Origin of the sequence: Pseudonocardia sp. Ae505_Ps2 (assembly GCF_001932425.1) — a bacterium.
GTDB lineage: Bacteria > Actinomycetota > Actinomycetes > Mycobacteriales > Pseudonocardiaceae > Pseudonocardia.
Genome location: NZ_MCIP01000001.1, coordinates 4,245,999 through 4,262,407, shown reverse-complemented (window position 1 = coordinate 4,262,407; position 16,409 = coordinate 4,245,999). Strand labels below are relative to the sequence as shown.

At 73.7% G+C, this 16,409-nt stretch carries 16 protein-coding genes; 10 read left to right on the top strand and 6 right to left on the bottom strand.

The genetic code is table 11. The features are described from left to right. The 3 genes from Ae505Ps2_RS20210 to Ae505Ps2_RS20200 all read left to right on the top strand — a co-directional run. On the top strand, positions 1-386 hold a 386-nt coding region (locus tag Ae505Ps2_RS20210), incomplete at its 5' end, for an IS30 family transposase (RefSeq protein ID WP_170917066.1). Between the two features lie 71 nt (positions 387-457). Next, a complete protein-coding gene (locus Ae505Ps2_RS20205) occupies positions 458-1,039 on the top strand; it encodes a peroxidase-related enzyme (protein ID WP_075333311.1) in 582 nt (193 codons plus the stop codon). 36 nt (positions 1,040-1,075) lie between these two features. Continuing rightward, positions 1,076-1,690 carry a peroxidase-related enzyme gene (locus Ae505Ps2_RS20200; RefSeq protein ID WP_075333310.1) on the top strand — a complete coding sequence of 205 codons (615 nt, stop codon included), beginning with the start codon at positions 1,076-1,078 and terminating at the stop codon, positions 1,688-1,690. Between the two features lie 114 nt (positions 1,691-1,804). On the opposite strand, the gene Ae505Ps2_RS20195 is transcribed toward Ae505Ps2_RS20200, so the two are convergent. Beyond that, a complete protein-coding gene (locus tag Ae505Ps2_RS20195; RefSeq protein ID WP_170917065.1) occupies positions 1,805-2,725 on the bottom strand; it encodes a LysR family transcriptional regulator in 921 nt (306 codons plus the stop codon). A gap of 65 nt (positions 2,726-2,790) precedes the next feature. On the opposite strand from Ae505Ps2_RS20195, the gene Ae505Ps2_RS32725 reads away from it, so the two are divergent. From Ae505Ps2_RS32725 to Ae505Ps2_RS20165, 6 genes are all read left to right on the top strand, one after another. Then, positions 2,791-3,963 (top strand): acyl-CoA dehydrogenase family protein, encoded by a 1,173-nt coding sequence (locus Ae505Ps2_RS32725; protein WP_075553870.1) that lies wholly within the window; start codon positions 2,791-2,793, stop codon positions 3,961-3,963. Further along, complete coding sequence (locus Ae505Ps2_RS32720; protein WP_075333307.1) at positions 3,960-4,700, top strand: SDR family oxidoreductase; 741 nt, start codon at positions 3,960-3,962, stop codon at positions 4,698-4,700. The genes Ae505Ps2_RS32725 and Ae505Ps2_RS32720 overlap by 4 nt, the downstream gene beginning before the upstream one ends. After that, complete coding sequence (locus Ae505Ps2_RS20180) at positions 4,697-5,161, top strand: LLM class flavin-dependent oxidoreductase (protein ID WP_075333306.1); 465 nt, start codon at positions 4,697-4,699, stop codon at positions 5,159-5,161. Before Ae505Ps2_RS32720 ends, Ae505Ps2_RS20180 begins: the two co-directional genes overlap by 4 nt. Beyond that, a complete protein-coding gene (locus tag Ae505Ps2_RS20175) occupies positions 5,158-6,333 on the top strand; it encodes an LLM class flavin-dependent oxidoreductase (RefSeq protein WP_075333305.1) in 1,176 nt (391 codons plus the stop codon). Before Ae505Ps2_RS20180 ends, Ae505Ps2_RS20175 begins: the two co-directional genes overlap by 4 nt. A gap of 21 nt (positions 6,334-6,354) precedes the next feature. Beyond that, positions 6,355-7,278: a haloalkane dehalogenase gene (locus tag Ae505Ps2_RS20170; RefSeq protein WP_075333304.1), complete on the top strand. Its 924-nt coding sequence runs from the start codon at positions 6,355-6,357 to the stop codon at positions 7,276-7,278. An 80-nt stretch (positions 7,279-7,358) separates the two neighbouring features. Further along, on the top strand, positions 7,359-8,021 hold the full coding sequence (locus Ae505Ps2_RS20165; RefSeq protein ID WP_075333303.1) for a GntR family transcriptional regulator: 663 nt from the start codon (positions 7,359-7,361) through the stop codon (positions 8,019-8,021). A gap of 91 nt (positions 8,022-8,112) precedes the next feature. On the opposite strand, the gene Ae505Ps2_RS20160 is transcribed toward Ae505Ps2_RS20165, so the two are convergent. From Ae505Ps2_RS20160 to Ae505Ps2_RS20150, 3 genes are read right to left on the bottom strand one after another with little or no spacing between them, the layout of a single operon-like run. After that, entirely contained in the window at positions 8,113-8,859 is a 747-nt protein-coding gene (locus Ae505Ps2_RS20160; RefSeq protein WP_083702331.1) for a rhodanese-like domain-containing protein, read from the bottom strand. Further along, positions 8,856-10,166 carry an LLM class flavin-dependent oxidoreductase gene (locus tag Ae505Ps2_RS20155; protein WP_075553869.1) on the bottom strand — a complete coding sequence of 437 codons (1,311 nt, stop codon included), beginning with the start codon at positions 10,164-10,166 and terminating at the stop codon, positions 8,856-8,858. Before Ae505Ps2_RS20155 ends, Ae505Ps2_RS20160 begins: the two co-directional genes overlap by 4 nt. After that, complete coding sequence (locus tag Ae505Ps2_RS20150; protein WP_075333301.1) at positions 10,166-10,939, bottom strand: hydroxyethylthiazole kinase; 774 nt, start codon at positions 10,937-10,939, stop codon at positions 10,166-10,168. Before Ae505Ps2_RS20150 ends, Ae505Ps2_RS20155 begins: the two co-directional genes overlap by 1 nt. A gap of 356 nt (positions 10,940-11,295) precedes the next feature. On the opposite strand from Ae505Ps2_RS20150, the gene Ae505Ps2_RS20145 reads away from it, so the two are divergent. Beyond that, positions 11,296-12,657 carry a protein adenylyltransferase SelO family protein gene (locus Ae505Ps2_RS20145; RefSeq protein ID WP_249265309.1) on the top strand — a complete coding sequence of 454 codons (1,362 nt, stop codon included), beginning with the start codon at positions 11,296-11,298 and terminating at the stop codon, positions 12,655-12,657. On the opposite strand, the gene Ae505Ps2_RS20140 is transcribed toward Ae505Ps2_RS20145, so the two are convergent. Both Ae505Ps2_RS20140 and Ae505Ps2_RS20135 read right to left on the bottom strand, forming a co-directional pair. Then, entirely contained in the window at positions 12,642-14,849 is a 2,208-nt protein-coding gene (locus Ae505Ps2_RS20140; protein WP_170917064.1) for an LLM class flavin-dependent oxidoreductase, read from the bottom strand. The two genes, Ae505Ps2_RS20145 and Ae505Ps2_RS20140, sit on opposite strands and share 16 nt — an antisense overlap. Next, complete coding sequence (locus Ae505Ps2_RS20135; protein ID WP_075333299.1) at positions 14,846-15,982, bottom strand: LLM class flavin-dependent oxidoreductase; 1,137 nt, start codon at positions 15,980-15,982, stop codon at positions 14,846-14,848. The genes Ae505Ps2_RS20140 and Ae505Ps2_RS20135 overlap by 4 nt, the downstream gene beginning before the upstream one ends. Positions 15,983-16,409 lie beyond the last annotated feature (427 nt).

Sequence of the window (16,409 nt, the reverse complement as noted above, 5' to 3'; positions counted from 1 at the left end):
TCCTCGTGCTCGTTCCGCTGCACGGGCGCGACTCGCTGACCGTCGGCCGTGGGGTCATCGCCGCCACCAGTGGCCTGCCCGCCCACATGCGGGCCTCGCTGACCTGGGACTGCGGGGCGGAGATGGCCGGCCACGCCGCCGTCACCAAGGGGTCGATGCCGGTGTACTTCGCCCACCCGCACTCGCCGTGGGAACGCGGCAGCAACGAGAACCTCAACCGCATCGTGCGCGAGTACTTCCCGAAAGGCACGGAAATCACCTCGGACCCGAAGTATCTGGCGATGGTGGCTTGCGATATCAACGACCGACCCCGTAAGATCCACAACTGGAAGAAGCCCTCCGAGATATTCGCCGAACTCGTTGAGCTAGATGCTTCGACCGCCTGAATTCGCCCACACCTCTTCAGTGTCGGTGATGTGCCGATGAATGCCGCCCACTCTCCGTGGAAAGGATTTCCATGAGCACCGAAGCGCTCGATCAGCACACGATTTCACGTCTGCGGGTTCCCGAGATCGAGAGTTTGCCCGCGAAACTGCGCGGGCAGATCGAGTCCCTGACCGCGACGCTCGGCTACACCCCGAACTGGGTCCGTGCGTTTGCTCTGGGCGGGGATCACACCGCCCGATTCAACGACTATCTGCTTGCCCTGCTCGACCCGAACCAGGGTCTGCTTCCCTACGTCGACCGCGAGATCCTCGCGACCGTCACCTCGGCGGAGAACGGCTGCAGCTACTGCCGCCTCAACCACGCGGGCAGCCTCGGGGATGCGCTCGGCGACCGCAGGCTGGGCACCCGGGTGGCGATCGACTACCGCGAGGTTCGCGAGCTCTCCCCGCGGCACCGTGTGCTCGCCGAGTTCGCGAGCAAGCTCGCGCTGCGTCCGACCGAGGTGGAGGACGCGGACATCGCCGGCCTCCGTGAGCTGGGCCTCGACGACGAGCAGATCTTCGAGGCGGTGCAGGTCGTGTCCGTGTTCGCCGCGGCGAACCGCTTCAGCATCTTCCTGCAGGTCACGCCGGACGACCAGTTCTTCGCCTGAGCCGAGCCACCCCACCCCTCGAGAGGCCGCCACATCATGACCACGCACGAGACCCTGCCCGAGACCCGCATCTCCCGTCTCAAGGTCCCCGCCCCGGAGGACCTGCCCCCGACCATCGCCGAGTTCTTCGAGCGGACCGAGGCCCTGGAGGGGTACGTCCCCAACTGGCTCAAGGCCTTCGCTCTCGGCGGGCCCGGCTTCACCCGACTCAACGCCTACCTCTTCCCCCTGCTGCTCGGCTCACCGGACAGCCCGAGCACGTTGACGCTGCGTGAGCGGGAGATCGTCGCCACCGTGGTCTCGGTGGCCAACCGGTGCAGCTACTGCCACGCGCTGCACGTGGACGGCCTGGGCAAGGTCCTCGGTGACCACCGGCTCGCCCACCGTGTCGCGTTGGACCACCGCGAGGTCACGGAGCTGACCGACCGCGAACGTCTGCTCTCCGATCTCGCGATCACGTTGACCCACACTCCGGGTGAGGTGTCCGACGCCCGGATCGAGGAGCTGCGGGCCGTCGGGCTGTCCGACGAGGACATCTACGAGGCGGTCCAGATCATCTCGATCATCAACGCCACCAATCGCATCAGCATCGCCCTCGGTGTGCTCCCGGACGCCGAGCTGTTCGCGGCGCCCACCGGCCCGGCGCAGTGAGCCCGGCATCCGCGACGGTCGATCGGGTGCAGGACGACGGCGTGGCCGAGACCGCGGTGAGTGCTGCGGTCCACCCGTCGGCCCGCGGGACGGCGGGCGAGCGCTCCGCGCGGCCTACACCGAGGACCGCACGCTCGTGCTGCCAGACGTGCCGTCGTGAGCCGATGCGCGGGCGTGCCGCAGCAGGATCTCGCCGAACGCCGCCACGGCCGGGTCCTTGTCGTCGTGGGCGTGCACCAGGGCGACCAGCACCTCGGGGTGCGGCTGGGCCAACGGGCGGCGGAGCAACCCCTGCGGGTCGGGCACCGACAGCTCCGGCAGCACGGTGACGCCGACGTGCGCAGCAATCATGGCCAGCGCGGTGCGGGTGTCGTCGGTGCGGTAGACGACGGTCGCGGTCTGCAGCTCCACCAGCCGACCGAGCAGATCGTGCATCAGGTAGCCGGGCCGGTAGGCGATCAGCCGTTCGGTCGCCAGCTCGGCGGCGGGCACCTCGGCCAGGTCGGCGAACCTGTGTCCGAGGGGGGCACAGACGACCAGCGGGCACCGCAGCAACGGGACCACGGTCAGCCCGGGCGGCGCCGGCGCGCCGGCCAGCACGGTGATCAGCCCGGCGTCGAGCCTGCCCGCGGCGACCGCGTCCCCGATCTCGGACGAGCCGGTCGAGGAGACCTGCAGCTCCAGGTCGGGACGTCCGGCCAGCAGGTCGCCGATCGCGGCGGGCAGCACGGTGCCCGCCGCCGCCGTGACCACCCCGACGCGCAGCCGCCCGCGTTCGGCCTCGGAGAAGGCCGCGACGGTGTTCTGCACCTCTGCCGCGGCCCGCGCGATGTGTTCGAGCTGCGGGCGCACCGCCGCGCCCACTTCGGTGGCGGACACCCCGCGCCGCCTGCGGTGCAGCAGCTGTACACCCAGTTCCCGCTCCAGCGCGCGCACCGCCTCGCTGAGCGTGGACTGGCTCATCCCGAGATCGCGGGCGGCGTCCCGGAACGAGCCCGTGCGCAGGATCGCCAGCACGCACCTGGCCTGTTCCACCCGCATCTCACCAGCGTCGCACGGGTCCGCCCGAGCGACGTGCACCCACCCACGGAGATCACCTCATGACCACCGGTTCCGAGATGGGCCAGGGCCTGCGCTCCGCCCTCGACGACGATCTGCTCGCCCGCATCCACGCGCGGGCCCGCGACTACGACGAGGAGAACCGCTTCTTCGCCGAGGACCTCGACGAGCTGCGCACCGCCGGGCACCTGCGCGGCCCCGTCCCCCGGGAGTTCGGCGGCGGCGGACTGACCCTCCACGAGGTCAACCGCGCCCAGCGCGAGCTCGCCTACTGGGCCCCGTCGACCGGCCTGGCGACCACGATGCACCTGTACTGGGTCGGCAACGCCGCGAGCCTCCACCGGGGCGGCGACCGTTCCCAGGAATGGCTGCTGCGCGAGGTCGCGGCGGGAAAGGTGATCGCTGCCGGGCACGGCGAGCCGGGCAACGACGTCGCCATCGCCGACTCCCGCACCGTGGCGGTCCCGGTGCCGGGGGGCTATCGGATCACCGGGCGCAAGATCTTCACCTCGCTCGCGCCCGCCTGGGACTACCTGGGCGTGCACGCCCGCGACGACAGCGACCCGGACCGGCCGCGGATCGTCCACGCGTTCCTCACCCGCGACGCCGGCGTGCAGACCGAGCAGACCTGGGACACCCTCGGTGTACGGGCCACCGCCAGCCACGACACCGTGCTCACCGACGTGTTCGTCCCCGCCGAGCGCGTGATCGACGTGCACGACCTCGGAGCGGATCCGGCGCCTGCCGTCGCGGGGATCTTCACGTGGGTACTGCCGTTGCTGGGCAACGTCTACTACGGCATCGCCCGGCGCGCCGTCGACGTCGCGCTCGCGACCGCGCGGAAACGCACCGCGCTCAGCCTGGGCGACGGGCCCGTGGCCGGGAAGCCGTTCGTGCAGTACCACGCTGCCGAAGCCGAGCTGCTGCTCGAGGGCATCCTCGGCCAGCTGGACAACCTCACGACCGAACTCACCGCCGGGGTCGACCACGGCGCCCGGACCCTGACGAAACTGTTCGCCGCCAAGGAGAACGCCACCCGAGGTGCCCGCGCGGCCACCGACCTCGCGTTGGAGATCGCGGGCGCGGGCTCGATCTCGCGGGGCGGGGAGCTGGAGCGGCTGTACCGCGACGTCCGGGCCGGGTCCTTCCATCCGCCGAACCCGGACACCGTGCGCGACGTCGTCGGCCGGACCGCCCTGGGGCTGTTCCCGTGAGCGACGCGCTCGCCGGCCAGGTCGTGCTGATCTCCGGTGCGGCGCGCGGGCTCGGCGAGAGCCACGCCCGGTTCGTGGTCGCCGCGGGCGGCCGGGTCGTGCTCGGCGACATCGACGGCGACGGTGTCCGCCGGGTCGCGAAGGAGCTGGGAGAGTCGGCCGTCGCCGTCGACCTCGATGTCACCGAGCCGGACTCCTGGGCCGCCGCAGTGCGAGCCGGCGAGGCGGCGGTCGGCGGCCTGACCGGATTCGTCGCCAACGCAGGGATCTTCGGCCACGGCGACACCGCAACCGTCGACCTCGAGGTGTTCCGCCAGGTGCACCGGGTCAACGTCGACGGCGTCCTGCTCGGCATCCAAGCCGTCGTCCCGAGCCTGGTGCGGGCGGGAGGAGGCAGCATCGTGACGATCTCCTCGATCGCCGGGCTGATCGGCATCGAGCACCACCCGTCCTATGTGAGCAGCAAGTTCGCCGTACGCGGACTCACGAAGTCCGCCGCGCTGGATCTGGGCAGGCACCACATCCGGGTGAACTCGGTGCACCCCGGCCGGATCGTGACCCCGTTCATCGACGGTCTGGACTCGGCGGTGCTGCCGAACCAGGTGATCCGCGAGCCGGGGCGGCCCGCGGACGTCAGCGAGCTGGTGGTCTTCCTGCTCTCACCGGCGTCCCGGTTCTCCACCGGCTCGGAGTTCGTCGTCGACGGCGGTCGGCAGCTCGGGGAGTTCCGGCCATGAGCGGGTTCTTCGATGAACTCGTCGCGGCGGCCGTCGCCCGGGAGGCTGCGGACGACGCCCGGTTCGTGTTGCCCCGCAGACCCGATCCGTTCGTGCTCGCCGCTGCGGTCGCGGTGCGCACCACCAGGATCCGGCTCGTCGTCGTGGTCGACACCGCCGAGGTGCACCCGTATGTGATCGCACGCAGACTCGCGGCGCTGGACAAGATCAGCGCGGGCCGGGCGGAGTGGCTCCCGCGCGACGACGACCCGGACCGCCGGACCGAGTCCGTCGGCCTGGTCGAGGCGTTGCTCGGGTCCTGGAAGCCCGGCGCGGTCCGCAACGACAAGCAGGCGGGCATCCACGTCGACGTGAGCAGGATCGAGCCGGTGCACCACGACGGTCTCCACTGGTCGGTGCACTCCCCGCTCGATGTGCCTGCCGGGCCGCAGGGCGTCGTGCCGCGGGCGGTGTCGGTATGAGCCGTGCGCTGCACCTGTTCGCCGAGTTCCACCACAGCGGCGACCACGAGGCCGCGTGGCGGCTGCCGACCGCGCGGCCGGACCGCACCGACGACGCCGGCTACTACGTCGACCGCGCCCGGCTCGCCGCCCGCGGCGGATTCGACGCCGTGTTCTTCGCGGACTTCGTGGGCTTCGATCCCGCGGTGCGCGACCACGTGCGGTGGCCGTTCGAGCCGACGACGCTGCTGGGGGCGGTCGGCGCAGCCGTGCCGGACATCGGGCTGGTGGCCACCGGTTCCACGGTGTTCGGCACCGCCGAGGGGCTGGTGGACACCTTCGCCGCGCTGCAGGACGTCAGCGGCGGCCGAGCGGGCTGGAACATCGTGACCGCCGGGGCGCCGTCGGCAGCCGCCGCGTTCGGGCTGGCCGACGTGCCCGCCCACGGTAGCCGCTACGACCTCGCCGACGGCGTCGTCGCCCGCTTCCACGAGCTGTGGCATGCGGGCGGACACGGCCCGCGGCCGTTGTTCGTCCAGGCCGGGGCGTCCGACCGGGGGCGGGACTTCGCCGCCCGACACGCCGACGTCGTCTTCGCCGCCACCCCGACGGTCGAGGACGGGCGGGCGTTCCGCCGCGACCTGCACCGGCGGGCCGCGGTCCTCGGCACCCGCCCGCCACTGCTCCTGCCCGGTTTCCTGGTCACCCTGGGCTCCACCGAGTCGGAGGCCCGTGCGTTGCGGGACCGCCTGGACGACCTCCTCACCGACGACAACGTGGCAGGCCTGCTGCGCGGCTTCGGGATCGAGGTCCCGCCCGGCGGGCTCGACTGCCCGCTGCCCGAGCGGTTCGCCGCCGCGAACTTCGACGGGATCCGCAGCCGCGCCCCGGTGCTGGCCGGGATAGCTGCCCGGCTGGGCCCTGCCACGACGCTGCGGACACTGGTACGGCAGGTCGCGGGCAGCCGCGGCCACCTCTCGCACGTCGGGACGGCCGAGCAGGTCGCCACGATCATGGAGGAATGGCTGGCGACGGGGGCCGCCGACGGGTTCGTCGTCAAGTTCTCGCACAACCCCGGAGGCGCCGAGGACTTCGTCGACGGTGTGGTCCCGATCCTCCGCCGGCGCAGGCTTCTGCCCACCGGCCCGCACTCCCCACGTCTGTGGCGCGTTCCCCCGCCCACGTCCACCTGACACCAAACACCAGGAGACTCCGTGTCCCATCCCGCGAACGTCGACCCGCACCCGGAGTTCGGTGAGACCGCCACCGCGCACGACACCCCCGTCCTCGACTCCCATCTGCACCACGTCGAGTCAGGGAGCGGCGACCCCGTGGTGTTCATCCACGGCAACCCCACCAGCTCGTTCCTCTGGCGGCACGTGTTCCGCAGGCTCGAAGGCCACGGGAGGCTTCTCGCCGTCGACCTGCTCGGATTCGGCGACTCCGGCAAGCCCGCGCTCGAGTACTCCCTGACCGACCAGCAGCATCACCTGGACGCGTGGTTCGACGCCCTCGACCTGCGAAACGTCACCCTGGTGCTGCAGGACTACGGCGCGGCCCACGGGCTGCACTGGGCCGCCCGCCACCCGGACCGGGTCGCCGCCGTGCTCCTCGCCGAGCCGGTGCTGCGCCCGATCGAGTCGAGCCACCTGCCCGACCAGTTCCTGGACGTCCGAGCCCTCATCCGCACGCGGGGAGCGGGCGAGGAGTTCGTACTGGAGCGGAACGCGTTCCTCACCGAGCTGTTCCCCGGCTTCTTCCTGAACCCGCTGTCGGCCGAGACGATCGCGGAGTATCAGCGCCCCTTCCCGACCCCGGAGTCGCGGCGGCCCGTGCTGCAGGGGCCGCGCAACCTCCCCGTCGACGGCGATCCGGCCTCCACCGTGGAGTTCCTCGACTCCTTCGTCGACTGGCTGCGGACCAGCGACGTGCCCAAGACCCTGCTGCAGTTCGAACCGGGCTTCCTCCTCAGCCCCACGATCGTGGCGTGGGCCCGTGAGACGATCCGGAACCTGGAGAGCACCCACGCCGGCCGGGGCATCCACTACGTGCAGGAGGAGCAACCGGCGGCCATCGCGGAGGCAGTCGTCGCGCTGCGCCACCGTGCGGTGCGAGTGGGCCCGCCGGTCCGGGGGTGATGGGCCGGTGACCGGTGGCGGTGGGTACGGATCCCGCGAGCAGTGGTCCCCGGGAGCCCGACCCGACTACCGTTCCCGGAGTGGGGTCACGGGAGGGACCGACCGGGGGGAACGCACGGGACCGGGTCTACGCCGAGCTGCGAGACCGGCTGCTGCACGGGCGTTACGGCGCGGACGAGGCCCTGGTCCCCGGCACGCTCAGCTCGGAGTTCGGGGTGTCCCGCACACCGGTGCGGGAGGCACTCGGGTTGCTCGCCCAGGACGGACTGCTGGTCGCGACGCACCACGGCTTCCTCCCGCGCCGCCGCGACCCCGAGGAGTTGCTGGAGATCTTCGAGACCCGGGCGCTGCTCGACGCGGGAGCAGCAGAGGCCGCCGCGGCGCGGGCCACGCCGCTCGACCTCGCACGGATCGAGGAGGCCTCGGCACGTGCGCGGGACGCCGCGGAGGTGGCCGTCGTGCGCCGGCACCTCAACGCGTGGCACGAGGCGGTGCGGGCCGCCGCGCACAACACCACCCTCGCCGCCCTCATCGGGCGGCTGGAGGCCCAGATCAAGATGCACGCTCCGTGGCGGACCGACCCCGCCGCCGGGTCCTTCGCCGACGCGCTCGCCCAGCACGACGCGATCACCGCCGCGATCCGTTCCGGTGACGCGCCGACCGCGCGGGCCCGGATGCTGGCCCATCTGGCGCAGGACCGTGACGCGCGGATCCGACAGCTGGTGGCACGACCCCGGGACTGACCGGGAACGCTCTCAGCCGGACGGCGACGCCTCCAGGGGCAGTCCGGCGGATCGCCACTCGGTGAGCGACCCGTCGTACAGGGCGACGTCGTCACGTCCCCGTCCGGCGAGCGCGAGTGCCAGGCCTGCTGCGTTGATGCCGCCGCCGCAGTAGAGCACGAGCGGGCCGGGCGCATCCCGCAACGACGCCGCGACGGCGTCGGCCCGCTCCGGACGCAGCAGCCCCCCCCTCGTCCAGCAGGTCGTTGTAGGCGGCATGCCGCGAGCCGGGGATGTGACCGGCCGCGAAGTCGGGCGTCCGCAGCGCGCACACCAAGGTGCCGGGGCGGCCGCCGTCGAGCATCGCGCGGACGCCGTCGAGGTCGACCCAGCGCCCCGGGGCGGCGACGGGCGTCCAGGTTCCCCGGGCCGACGGTCGGGGCGCCCCGGTCTCGAGTTCACCGCCGGCCGCGACCCAGGCGGCGCGGCCGCCGTCGAGGACCCGGACGTCGGTGTGTCCGGCGGCGCGCAGCAACCACCAGATCCGCGCGGCCCACGCCCCGCTCAGCGAGTCGTAGACGACGATCCGCGAGTCCCGGTCGATCCCGAGGTCGCGGGCGGCCCTGCCGAGCTCGCTCGTGGACGGCCGGGTGAGCGGAAGCGCGGCACCCCGTGCGGAGAACACCTCCACGATGTCGGCGAACGACGCACCGGGCAGATGACCCGCCTCGAACACCGCGCGCCCGGACCGGTAGACGACCGCGCCCCCGGGACCGGTGTCCCGGGCGACGGTCGCGTCGAGGACGAGTGCCTCGGCCCGTTCCTCGACGAGCTCCTCCGCGGTGACGAGCTCGCTCACGCCGGCCCCCGTTCCGGTCGGTGCAGGCCCAGGTTGTCGCGCAGCGTGCCCCCGGTGTACGCGGACGGGACCAGCCCGCGCCGGCGCAGCTCGGGCACGACGGCGTCGGCGAACTCGGTGAACGCTCCCGGGACGTGGGTGGCCTGGACCATGAACCCGTCCGCCGCACCGGCCTCGAGCCACTGCTCCATCGTGTCCGCGATCGTCGCCGCGGAACCGACCATGTCGCCCTCGGTCCGTGCGCCGTACCACCGGCCGATCTCGCGGATCGAGAGTCCCTCGCGCTCGGCGAACTCGACGACCTCCCGGTAGTGCCCATCCACGCCGACCTCCGACAGCGGGGGCAGCGGACCGTCGAGGTCGTACCGGGTGAGGTCGACGTTCACGTGGTAGGCGAGCCGCGACAGTCCGGCCTCGGGATGCACGAGGTCGGCGAACGCCTCGTGCGCGGCCCGCGCGTCGGAGTCGGTCCGGCCCACCACGGTGGTCGCGGCGGGCAGGATGCGGACCTGGTCCGGGTCCCGGTGCTGTGCGGCGACCCGCTTCTTCAGGTCGCCGTAGAACGCGACGGCCGACTCCAGCGACTCGTGGCTGCAGAACACGACGTCGGCCCACCGGGCGGCGAAGTCCCGGCCGGCCGGCGAGGCTCCTGCCTGGACGATCAACGGTCGACCCTGCGGGCTGCGCGGGACCCCGAGCGGACCCTGCACCCGGAACCGTTCGCCCTCGTGGTCGAGGGCACGGACCTCCTCCGGCCTGCCGTAGATGCCGGTCTCGCGGTCGGCCAGGACCGCGTCGTCGGACCAGCCGTCCCACAGCTTGGTGACGACCTGCAGGAACTCCTCGGCACGGGCATACCGCTCGGCACGGCCGGGCAGTGCCTCGGCGCCGTGGTTGCGCGCCTCGGCGTCCTGGAAGCTGGTGACGACGTTCCAGGCCGCGCGACCGCCGGTGAGGTGGTCCAGCGTCGCGAACTCGCGGGCCACCGGATAGGGCTGGGCCCACCCGGTGGACCCGGTGGCCGCGAGCCCGAGGTGCTCGGTCACCGCCCCCATCATCGCCAGGACCGGGATCGGCGAGAGCCGGGGTGTCCCAGTGCCGTAGCGCACCGCCGGGTCGAACGACCCGCCCAGGCTGCGCGGGACGGCGAGCGAGTCGGGGACGAAGGCCAGGTCGAACCGGGCGTCCTCGAGCAGCCGGGCGACGCGCAGGTAGTGCTCCGCCCGCAGGAACGACGAGGTGCTGTCCGGGTGGCGCCATCCGGCGGTGCCCTGCGGGCCGGCGTTGAGGAAGGCCGCGAGGTGCATCAGTCCGCCAGCAGGGACAGCTCGTCGAGGAAGGCGACGGCGAACGAGCCGGTCCCCCGCGCCGGCCGGGCCCGCCGGGCGGCCTCCGCGTACACCGCGTGCGCGACGGCGACCGCGGTCAACCGGTCGTCGACCGCGGCCAGCGCGGCCGCCGTCAGCGCGCCCAGCGCGCAGCCGGCGCCGGTGACCTGGGTCAGCCGCGGATCGCCGCCGGTGACGGCGACGGTCGCGTCGCCGTCGGTGACGTAGTCGGTCGGCCCGGAGACGGCGACGACGGCGCCGGTCCGCGACGCGAGCTCCGCGATCACCGGTATCGCCTCGGTCGAGTCGGCGGTGGTGTCCACACCGCGGCCGCCGGCGCCGCCGTTCAGCGCGATGAGCTCCGAGGCGTTGCCCCGGATCGCGGTCGGCCGGTGGGCGAGCAGCGAGCGCACGATCTCGTCGTACTCGCCCGCCCCGGCGCCGAACGCGACCGGGTCGAGGACCCACGGGGTGCCCGCGGCATCGGCGGAGCGGGCCGCGTCGAGCAGGGTGTCCGGGCCGCTGCTCATCAGCGACGCGGTGTTGATCCAGACGGCGGACGCCCCGGCGCCGAAGGCGACCGGGGCCCCGGGCAGCGCACCGATGGCCGGGCTCGCCCCGACCGCCAGCAGTACGTTCGCGCTCAGGTTCGCCGCGACGTAGTTGGTCAGGCCGTAGCAGAACGGTGCCGTCGCACCGATCGCCCGGACGCCGTCGGGGACGACCGGATCGGCCCAGGTCAGCTCGTGCACCGCGATACCTCCACCACAGGGACGACGATCTGCATACAGATCGGCGACGCCCAGTCTGCCGTCGCGTAGCGGGCGTGTCCCACGCCTGTGCTGTGTCCCACCGTCCTGCTCGGCTCGCTCTCGCCCCGGGCGACCTGCACCGGGAGCCGTACGTCCCGGTGTGCGCTGCATGCAGCAGCAGCGCACGGGCCGGGACGATGCAGGCTGCGTCGTGGAAGCATGTGCCGTGACTCACCTCGCGGGGCACACCCGGCGGAGGTGATGCTGAAGGGGTGGCCATGAGCGAGGTTCGGATGCCCGGTCCGGGAGCCTCGCTGTTCGCGCGGCGCGTCCGCCCCGGTGCGGTGGGCTGAGCGGTGGACACCCGCGACGCGATCCGGGCCCGCCCCGGCGAGTGGTCACAGCTCACGCACACCTATGCCCGGGACGTCCCGGCGCTGTCGGTGCCGTGGCCCGCGGTGCGGTTCCCCGACCCCCGGGTGCTCGGCCGCAACGACGATCTCGGGGTCGGCCCGGTCGAGCTGCCCACGCTGGTGGGCGACGGGGTGGACACCCGCGCGCTGGCCTACGCCGGCCACCAGTGGGGCGTCTACAAACCCCGGCTGGGCGACGGGCGTGCCCTCCTGGCCGGCGAGCTGCCCGACGGCCGCGACCTGCACCTCAAGGGCATCGGCCCCACCCCCTTCTCCCGCGGGCTCGACGGCCGGGCCGCTGTCGGTCCGATGCTGCGCGAGTACCTGTTCGGCGAGGCGATGCACGCACTCGGCATCCCGACGACGCGCGCGCTCGCCGTCGTCGCGACCGGGGAGCGGATCGAGCGGGACGGACGCGAGCTGCCGGGCGCGGTGCTCACCCGCGTCGCCGCCAGCCACCTGCGGGTCGGGACGTTCCAGTACGCGGCCGTCAGCGAGCCCGGGTCGCTGCGCGCCCTCGCCGACCACGCGATCGCCCGCCACTTCCCGGACGCCGCCCGGGCCGTGCGGCCCTACCGGGAGCTGTTCGGCCGGGTCGTCGACGCCCAGGCCGCGCTGGTGGCCCGCTGGATGCTCGTCGGATTCGTGCACGGCGTGATGAGCACCGACAACACCACGATCTCCGGCGAGACGATCGACTACGGGCCGTGTGCGTTCATGGACGCCGTCGACCCCGCCACCGTGTTCAGCTCGCTCGACACGACGGGCCGCTACGCCTATGCGGCGCAGCCGGAGATCCTGCGGTGGAACCTCGCGCGCCTCGCCGAGAGCCTGCGCCCGCTCGACGACGTCGAGGACCTCGTGGACGAGTTCCCGCGCACCTACGAGCGGTACTGGGCACGGGGCATGGCGGCGAAGCTGGGGCTGTCCACGCCGGACGCCGCGCTCGCGACCGACCTGATGGCGCTGCTGCACGCCCAGCACGTCGACTTCACGACGTTCTTCCGCGCGCTCGCGGCGGGCACCGCCCGGGACCTGTTCCTGGACCGGGCGGCGCTCGACGCCTGGGCGGTCCGCCGCGCGCCGCTGGTCACCGCGGGCCGGGCGGCGATGGACCGGGTCAACCCGCTCTACGTCCCGCGCAACCACGTCACCGACGCCGCGCTCGCGGCCGCCGAGCACGGCGATCTCGACCCCTTCCACCGGCTGCTCGCCGCGGTCCGCGAGCCCTACGTCGAGCGGCCCGGCCTGGCGGACCTCACCCGCCCCGGAACCGGTCCGCACGTGACCTACTGCGGCACCTGAGTCACCGTGCCGACGAAGCGGTCGTCGGCGGGCGGCTCGCCGTCGACCACCAGGAACCGCAGGTGCGCGGGCAGCCGGTCGAGCAGGGCGAGCAACGACGGCAGCCGCGCGGCCTCGACCAGGGCGAGGTCGACCGCGTCGGAGGCGTGCAGCAGGTCCTCCGGGTCGACCACGACCTGCGCGACGACCGGCCTGCCGTGGAAGGACGACGCCACCGCGCCCGGACCCGCGACCCGGTAGGCGCCGACGTGGTCGATCGGGGCGATGCCCTCCCCCGTCGCGTAGACGCCACGCTCGCGGTCCACGACCAGCGCCGAGTTCGGGTACGAGTCCCACAGCGCGCGCAGGATGCCGGCCACCTCGCCGGTGGTGGCGGCACCGGCGGGTGTCGGGTCGGCGAACGGGCCCGGGTCCCACGCCCCGGCGCCCGCCCGGCCCGCGGCGGTGAGCCGGTCGTGGCTCGCGAGCACGATCCCGGTCCGGCCGCGCAGCCAGTGCTCCAGGCTCGCCACCGTCCGCGCGAGGTTCCACGGGTGCTCGCGCTCCACGGCGACCACCGGCAGGAACGTCGAGTCCGGCCGCCGCAGGCCGAGGACCGCGGCGACCGTGGTCGGGTCCAGGGCGGTCACCGGCTCCGGTCCGAGCACTCGGTCCAGGCCCAGCAGGTAGGTACCGGTGGGCAGCCGGTCGGGGTCCGCGACCGCGTCCCGCACCGCCTCCCCGTTCAGGGCGACCGCGCTCCACCGGCCGTGCGCCGACCCGGCCGCGGACACGGTCGCGGACAGGGACGCCGCCACCCCGTCCGGGGCCGGCGCCGACGGGTCCTCCGCCCGCGGGTCGGCGCGCCGGGCCACCACGGTGGCCCGCGCCGCCGCCCGGCGCGCCGGGTCGACGTCGAACCGCAGGTCGCCGGGGTCGCGGAACGGCGGCAGCCCCAGGTGCCCGGCGAAGGTGTCCGAGGTGTACTCGCGCTTGTAGAGCCCCTTGCGCTGCAGCGCGGGGACGAGCTCGTCGACCAGCACCTGCAGGGTCTCGAGGGTGAGGTCGGGGGCGAGGACGAACCCGTCCGCGGCGCCCGCCTCGTACCAGTCCTCCAGCCGGTCGGCGAGCTGCTCCGGCGGCCCGACGAACGTCGAGTGCCCCGCACCCACGAACCGGCTGCGGACCAGCAGCTGGGCCAGCGGCAGCCCGGCGTGCTCACGCAGGAACCCGTGCACCGAGGCCCGGAACCCGAGGCTGACCGTCTCGCTCGCGGGCAGCTCCGCCAGCCGCTGCGCGGACAGCAGCTCGACCGGCAGCGGCTCCTGCGGGTCCAACGTCGACACGTCGAACGCGATCAGCGAGCTCAGCCACGCCACCTGCTCGCCGGTCTGCTGCTCGGACTGGCTGTAGACGTCCGCGACCTTGGCCTCCGCCTCGGCCTGGGTGCTCCCCAGCACCAGCCGCAGCCCCGAGAGGTAGTTCAGGTGGTCGGCAGGGCGCCCGAAGCCGACCGCGTCCCCGCGGAACGCCGCCCGGTGCTCGACGGCCCCGGCACGGGTCAGGTCCGCGGCGAACACCCCGTTGGCGAAACGGCCCGCCAGCGACCGCCCGGCCTCGGAGGTGCTGGCCCGCACGATCGGCGGCCGCCCCTGCCGGGACGGGGGCACGGCGAGCCTCCCGCGCACGGTGAACTGGTCGCTCACGTGGTCCACGGTCGCGCCCGACCACAGGTCCGTGACGATCCCGACGAACTCCTCGGCCCGGGCGTAGCGGGTGTCCCGCGGCGGGTGGGCGGGCAGCCCGAAGTTGGCCGCGGCGGCGCCGGAGTGCGAGGTCACGACGTTCCAGGCCAGCCTGCCGCCGCTGAGCACGTCGAGCGAGAGCAGACGCTCGGCCAGCCGGAACGGGTCGTTGTAGGTGGTGGAGGCGGTCAGCAGGAAGCCGACGTGCTCGGTGGCCTCGATCGCGGCCGTCCACGCGGTGAAGCGGTCCAGCCCGTCCGCGACGGCGGTGGTCGGGTCGGTGATCTGGGAGCCGTCGCCGGTGAACACGGCGTCGAGCAGGCCGGCCTCGGCGAGCTGGGCGAACTCCGCCCAGTAGGCCGGGTCGTACAGCGAGAACCGCCGCAGCCTCGGCGACAGCCAGGCGTCGGGGAGGTTGCCGTAGGTCCGCAGGTTGTAGGCCAGGAAGATCCCGTCGCGGTCCGTCACGTGTTCCACGCCTTCGCGAGCAGCTCGTAGCTGCGGACCCGGTCGGTGTACTCGGTGGTGATCGTCGTGACGACGAGCTCGTCCGCGCCGGTGGCCCGGGCGAGGGTCTCCAGGCGCTCGGTCACCGTCGCCGGCGACCCGACGAACTGGGTGTCCACCCGGTCCCGCACCACGGCCCGTTCCTCCTCGGTCCACACCCTGGCCCGCGCCTCCTGCGGGGTCACGTAGGGGTGGGCGCCGCGCCCGCTGCGGATGTCGAGGACCCACTGGCCGTAGGGCGAGGCCAGCTCGCGGGCCCGGTCGTCGTCGTCCGCCACGACGACGTCCGCCGAGACCAGCACGTGCGGCTCGGCGATGCGGCCGGGCCGGAACGCCGCCCGGTAGGCCGCCACCGCATCGAGCGTCGCGCTCGGTGAGGTGTGGTAGTTCGCGGCGAACGGCAGCCCCAGCTCCCCCGCAACCTGTGCACTCGCCCCCGCGCTCGCGCCCAGGACCAGTACCTGCACGTCGGCCCCCGCCGCGGGGGTGACCTGCAACGGGCGGCCGTCCGCGCGGGTCGCGGTACCGGCGAAGTAGGACAGGATCTCCCGCACCTGGGCTCCGTAGTCCGGCGCGGGGTCGTCGGCGCTGAAGCCGAGGAGCTCACCGAAGGTCCCGAACAACGACAGGTCACCGACGAACCGGGCGGGCGGCGGGACCAGCAGCCCGTCGACGACCCGTGCGGGCGGGGCGGGCGGCGGCGTGTCACCGGGGGCCGCCCGGCCCTGGCGGATCAGCGTCAGCAGCTTGTGCAGGTCGAACCGGCCCAGCCCGACGTCGATCCGGCCGGGATGCACCGCGCCGACGGTCCCGAACTGCTCGGCGACCGACAGCGGCGGGGTGTTCGGCAGCTGGACCGCCCCGGACCCGACCCGGATCCGCTCGGTGGCCGCGGCGATCAGCGCCACCAGCACCGGCGTCGACGAGGAGGCGACACCGGGATTGAGGTGGTGCTCGGCCACCCAGTAGCGGCGGTACCCGGCCCGTTCGGTCACCTGGGCCAGGTCGATCGAATGGCGCAGCCCGTCACCGGCGCCCCCGCCGGCGGGCACCGGTGAGAGGTCGAGGACGGACAGCGGTGGGCGCGGGGACATGCGGACCTCCGGGAGGGCACCGGTGAGCGGGTCGGGAGCGAGGACGTACCCACCCCGGACAGCACGCCCCGGCCACCCGGAGCAGGTCGATGTGTCTCCTGCGGGACCCCACGAACCCGACCTTCACCGTTCCCCCATCGCTCCCGGCGTGCGCACCCGTGCCACGGACGGCCGGGCGCGGCGGCGTCGTCGAGCCGGGTCCCGGCCGGGTGTGGAGGGCCCGCAGGTCCGTGGGACGACTCTACGTACCGGGGTCCGGCCCACGTCAATCCTCGACCCGGCCGGCTCCGCCCGCATCCCCCGCAACGCCAGACCGACGAGCCCGGTCGCCTCCGCCCGCGGATCGGGCCGGTGCTCGCTGGCCAGCACGACACCCTGACGACCCGCGCCCTCCGCGGTTGCGGTACCGCCGGCTCCGTTGCCCGGA